Source organism: Micromonospora foliorum (assembly GCF_022229015.1).
GTDB lineage: Bacteria > Actinomycetota > Actinomycetes > Mycobacteriales > Micromonosporaceae > Micromonospora > Micromonospora foliorum.
Genome location: NZ_JAKKFF010000377.1, coordinates 1 through 4,289, shown reverse-complemented (window position 1 = coordinate 4,289; position 4,289 = coordinate 1). Strand labels below are relative to the sequence as shown.

Here is a 4,289-nt window from a genome sequence, read left to right as displayed (position 1 = left end):
GGCCGGCACCGCGTCGCGGCCCGCCCGGACCAACTGCCACCGCCGGGCCGGACCCCGACGCGGGGCGCCACCGTCGGCGGCGCTGGTCCGCCCTCGGGCCGGGCCGGGACTCATCCGGCCGTGGGCGCCGAGCCGCCGGGCACGGCGGTGCCACCGAGAGCCGCGCCGTCGCCACCGGAGGTGGCCCCACCCGGGACCGGATCGCCGATCGCCGGAGCGGTGGCCACCGGGTCGACGGTCGCGGTCGGTGCCGAGCCGCCCGTACGCTGACCCAGGGCGGCCAACAGCTCGTCGCCCATCAGCGAGATCGGCGGGGCGCCCATGGTGACCACCACGTCCCCCGAGCGGGCCCGACGGGCCACCTCGACCGGGGCCTGCTCCCACGATTCCACGAAGACCTTGCGGTCGGCGGGCAGGTCCACCGCCGCGATCAGCGCCGCCGAGCCCTCGCCGGGCTGGCGCAACTCGCCCGGCCCGAAGACCTCCAACAGCACCACCTCGTCGGCGATGGCCAGCGCCTCGGCGATCTCCGCCTGGTTGTCCCGGGTGCGGTAGAGCCGGTACGGCTGGAAGACGACGATCAGCCGCCCGTCCCCGGCGACCTCGCGCAGGGTCTGCATCGCCAACGTCATCGAGGTCGGGTGGTAGGCGTACTCGTCGTAGACCAGCACGCCGTCCGCGACACCCTTGCGCTCGAAGCGCCGTCGCACCCCGGGGAAGACCGCCAGCGCGGCCTCCGCCGCCTCCAGCGGCAGTTCCAGCAGGTACGCGGCGAGCACCGCGGCGGCGCTGTTCAGCCCCATGTGCCGCCCCGGCACCGGCAGCCGGAACTCACCCAGCGACCGGCCGTCGATCGCGGCCAGGTAGCGCACCCCGCGGGCGGAGGAGACCATGTCGGTCAACCGCAGGTCGGCGTCGGCGGCCTCGCCGTAGGTGAACACCCGCCGTCCCTCGGCCCGCAGGCTCTCGGCCAGCCGCCGGCCACCCGGGTCGTCGGCGCAGGTGATGATGAACCCGTCCGGGTCGGTGAGGCGGGCGAACTCCACGAACGCCGCCTCCAGCGTCGCGTAGTCGCCGTAGGTGTTCAGGTGGTCCGCCTCGACGTTCGTGATGATCGAGACGTACGGGCGGTAGATGAGGAACGAGCGGTCGCTCTCGTCCGCCTCGACCACGAAGTGCTCGCCGGTGCCGTGGTGGGCGCCCGAGCCGACCTCGGAGATCTCCCCGCCGATCACGAAGGACGGGTCCACGCCGGCCTGCTGGAGCACCATCGTCACCATCGAGGTGGTGGTGGTCTTGCCGTGCGTGCCGGCGACGGCCACCGCCCGACGGCCGGTCATCGCCGCCGCGAGCGCCTCCGAGCGGTGCAGCACCCGCAGGCCGCGCCGACGCGCCTCGACCAGCTCCAGGTGGTCCTGGGGAATGGCCGACGAGTAGACGACGGTGTCGACGCCGTCGAGGTTGGTCGCCTCGTGGGTGAGGTGGATGGTGCCGCCGAGCGCCCGCAGGCCGGCCAGCGACGGCCACTCCCGCAGGTCGCTGCCGGAGACCCGGATGCCGCGGGTGAGCAGCAGCCGGGCCACGCCGAGCATGCCCACCCCACCCACCCCGATCAGGTGGACGGCGCCCAGGTCCTCGGCGGTGAGCGTGCCGGCCGGGGTGAACTGCGCGGTCATCGGGCCACCGCCGCCAGCACGAAGGAACGCAGCGCCTCGTCGCCGTCACGCCGGCCGTACGACCCGGCGGCGGCACCCATGGTGTAGAGCCGCTGGGGGTCCCGGATGAGCGGGATGACGGTGCGCTCCAGCCAGTCCGGGGTGAGCTCCGCGTCGTCGACCAGCAGCCCACCGCCGGCCTCCACCACGGGCAGGGCGTTGCGCCGCTGCTCCTGGTTGCTGTGCGGGTACGGCACGTAGATCGTGGGCAGCCCGATCGCGGCCACCTCGGCGACGGTCATCGCCCCGCCCCGGGCCAGCATCAGGTCGGCGGCGGCGTAGCCCAGCTCCATCTCGGACAGGTACGGCAGCGTCACGTAGGGCACCGGCAGGTCGGTGGGGATCGGCACCGGCTCGTTGCGGGCACCCATCACGTGCAGCACCTGCACGCCGTTGCGGGCCAACTCCTTGGCCGCCCCGGAGACCGCCAGGTTGATCGAACGGGCGCCGGACGAGCCGCCGGACACGAAGAGCACCGGCAGGTCCGGGCGGAGCCCGAAGTGGGCGCGGGCGGCGTTGCGCAGCGCGTACCGGTCCAGACCGGCGATGGCGCGGCGCAGTGGCACACCGACGACTGTGGCGTCCCGCAGCGACTCGGCCTGGCTCGGCTGGTTCGGAAAGCCGACGGCCACGTTCTTGGTGAACTTCATGCCCAGCTTGTTGGCCACGCCCGGTGGCACGTTCACCTCGTGGATCACCATGGGCAGCTCACGCCGCCACGCGGCCAGGTAGGCCGGCACCGAGACGTACCCGCCGAAGCCGACGACCACGTCGGCGCGCACCTCGTCGATCACCTTGCCCGCGGCGCGCGCCGCGGTCCACATCCGGCCCGGGGTGCGGACCAGGTTCATGTTGACCGACCGGGGCAGCTGGTACGCCGGGATCTGCCGCAGGTCGTAACCCTGCGGCGGGATCAGGTCGTTCTCCATGCCCCGGGGTGTGCCGAGGCAGGTGATCCGGACGCCCGGGTCGTGTCGGCGCAGGCAGTCGGCGAAGGCGAGCAGCGGGTAGACGTGCCCCCCGGTGCCACCTCCCGCGAGCACCACCGAACGCAGCGGACCCATCAGCGTCTCCTCTCGCTCGCCGTACCCTTGCGGCTCCGGTCCTGTCGGACCCCGCGCGGCGCGGCCTGATCGTCATGGCGCCGCTCGCGGGACCGGGGCACGGACCCTCGGCCAGCGGGCGGCGTCGCCGGTCGGCGACGCCGGCCGGGAAGCGGCGGCAACGGGGCCCAGAGTAGTCGGACCCACCGGGCCGGCGGACGGGCATGCAGTGCTCTGGCCGCATCGGGTTCGGCACGGGCGAAGGACGCCAGCATGCCGATGCCGGCCAACGTCACCACCAGCGCACTTCCGCCGTCGGAGATGAACGGCAGCGGCAGGCCGGTGATCGGCAGCAGCCCGACCACCCCACCGATGTTGATCACGGCCTGGCTGACCAGCCAGGTGGTCACGGCGGTGGCGGCGAGCCGGCGGAACGGGTCGTCGACCCGCCGGGCGATCCGGAACCCGGTGTACGCGATGACCGCGAACAGGCTGAGCACCACGACGCACCCGATCACGCCCAACTCCTCGGCGATGATCGCGAAGATGAAGTCGTTGTGCGCCTCGGGGAGCCAGTCCCACTTCAGGCTGCCCTTGCCCAGCCCGACACCGAACCAGCCACCGTGCTCGATGGCGAGCCGCCCCTGGTAGAACTGGAGGCAGTCGCCGAGTTTGCAGGTCTCCGGGTCCGGTGGGTTGAAGAACATGTCCAGCCGGGCGAGGCGGTAATTGTCCGCGCCACGCTCGCCGGAGCCGGCGCCCAGCGAGGCCACCGCGACGAGCAGGCCGATCCCGACCAGACCGGCCGCGGCCAGGGCGCCGAAGACCCGCATCCGCACCCCGGCGGCCCAGAGCAGGCCCACGACCAGGGCCAGCAGACAGAGCATCGTGCCGGTGTCGTTGTAGCCGACCAGGACGAAGAGCAGGCCGACCACCGGGAAGAGCGGGGTGGCCAGCTCGCGCCACCAACCCAGTGCGGCGCCCTTGCGGGCGACGAGGTGCGCACCCCAGAGCACCATCGCGAACTTGGCCAACTCGGAGGGTTGTAGCTGGATCCCGCCGACGAACAGCCAGTTCAGTCGCGCCTCGACCGGCCCGAACCCGGCCGACCGCTGGTTGGTGAGCCGGGCGTACGCGACCAGCAGGTTGAGCACCACCAGCAGGGCGATCGAGGTGAACAGCAACGGCCGGCCCAGCGACCGGTAGGTGCTGGCCGGCAGGCGCTGACAGGCCCAGAACGCGCCGATGCCGATCACCGCGAAGATGGCCTGCTTGGTCACCGAGGCCGAGGCGTTGCCGTCCTCGGCGTAGTCCTTCACGCTGGTCGCCGAGAAGACCATGGTCAGCCCGATCAGCAGCAGCAGGCCGGCGCTCGACAACAGCAGGTAGTAGCTGGCCAGCGGCCGGTCCAGCAGGCCGCGCAGGGCGGCGAGCCCGCCGGCCGCGTCGATACCGCGCAGCGGCACGGGCGCCGTCGGTTCCACCTCCCGCGCCGCCGCGCAAGAGCGCCGTGTAGGAGCAGGGTGTAGAT

Annotated in this window: 3 protein-coding genes and 1 pseudogene; all 4 read right to left on the bottom strand. The window is 73.0% G+C overall.

Features of this window, described 5'->3' with window-relative positions:
- Positions 1-114, bottom strand: a pseudogene (locus PSH25_RS34225) (peptidase S33); the annotation flags it as partial.
- Positions 111-1,676, bottom strand: a complete 1,566-nt coding sequence (gene murC / locus PSH25_RS25110; protein ID WP_238661405.1) for a UDP-N-acetylmuramate--L-alanine ligase — start codon at positions 1,674-1,676, stop codon at positions 111-113. The gene murC and the pseudogene PSH25_RS34225, both read right to left, overlap by 4 nt.
- Positions 1,673-2,779: an undecaprenyldiphospho-muramoylpentapeptide beta-N-acetylglucosaminyltransferase gene (gene murG / locus PSH25_RS25105; protein ID WP_238661404.1), complete on the bottom strand. Its 1,107-nt coding sequence runs from the start codon at positions 2,777-2,779 to the stop codon at positions 1,673-1,675. Before murG ends, murC begins: the two co-directional genes overlap by 4 nt.
- Entirely contained in the window at positions 2,779-4,242 is a 1,464-nt protein-coding gene (locus PSH25_RS25100) for an FtsW/RodA/SpoVE family cell cycle protein (protein WP_238661403.1), read from the bottom strand. Before PSH25_RS25100 ends, murG begins: the two co-directional genes overlap by 1 nt.
- Between the last annotated feature and the right edge of the window lie 47 nt (positions 4,243-4,289).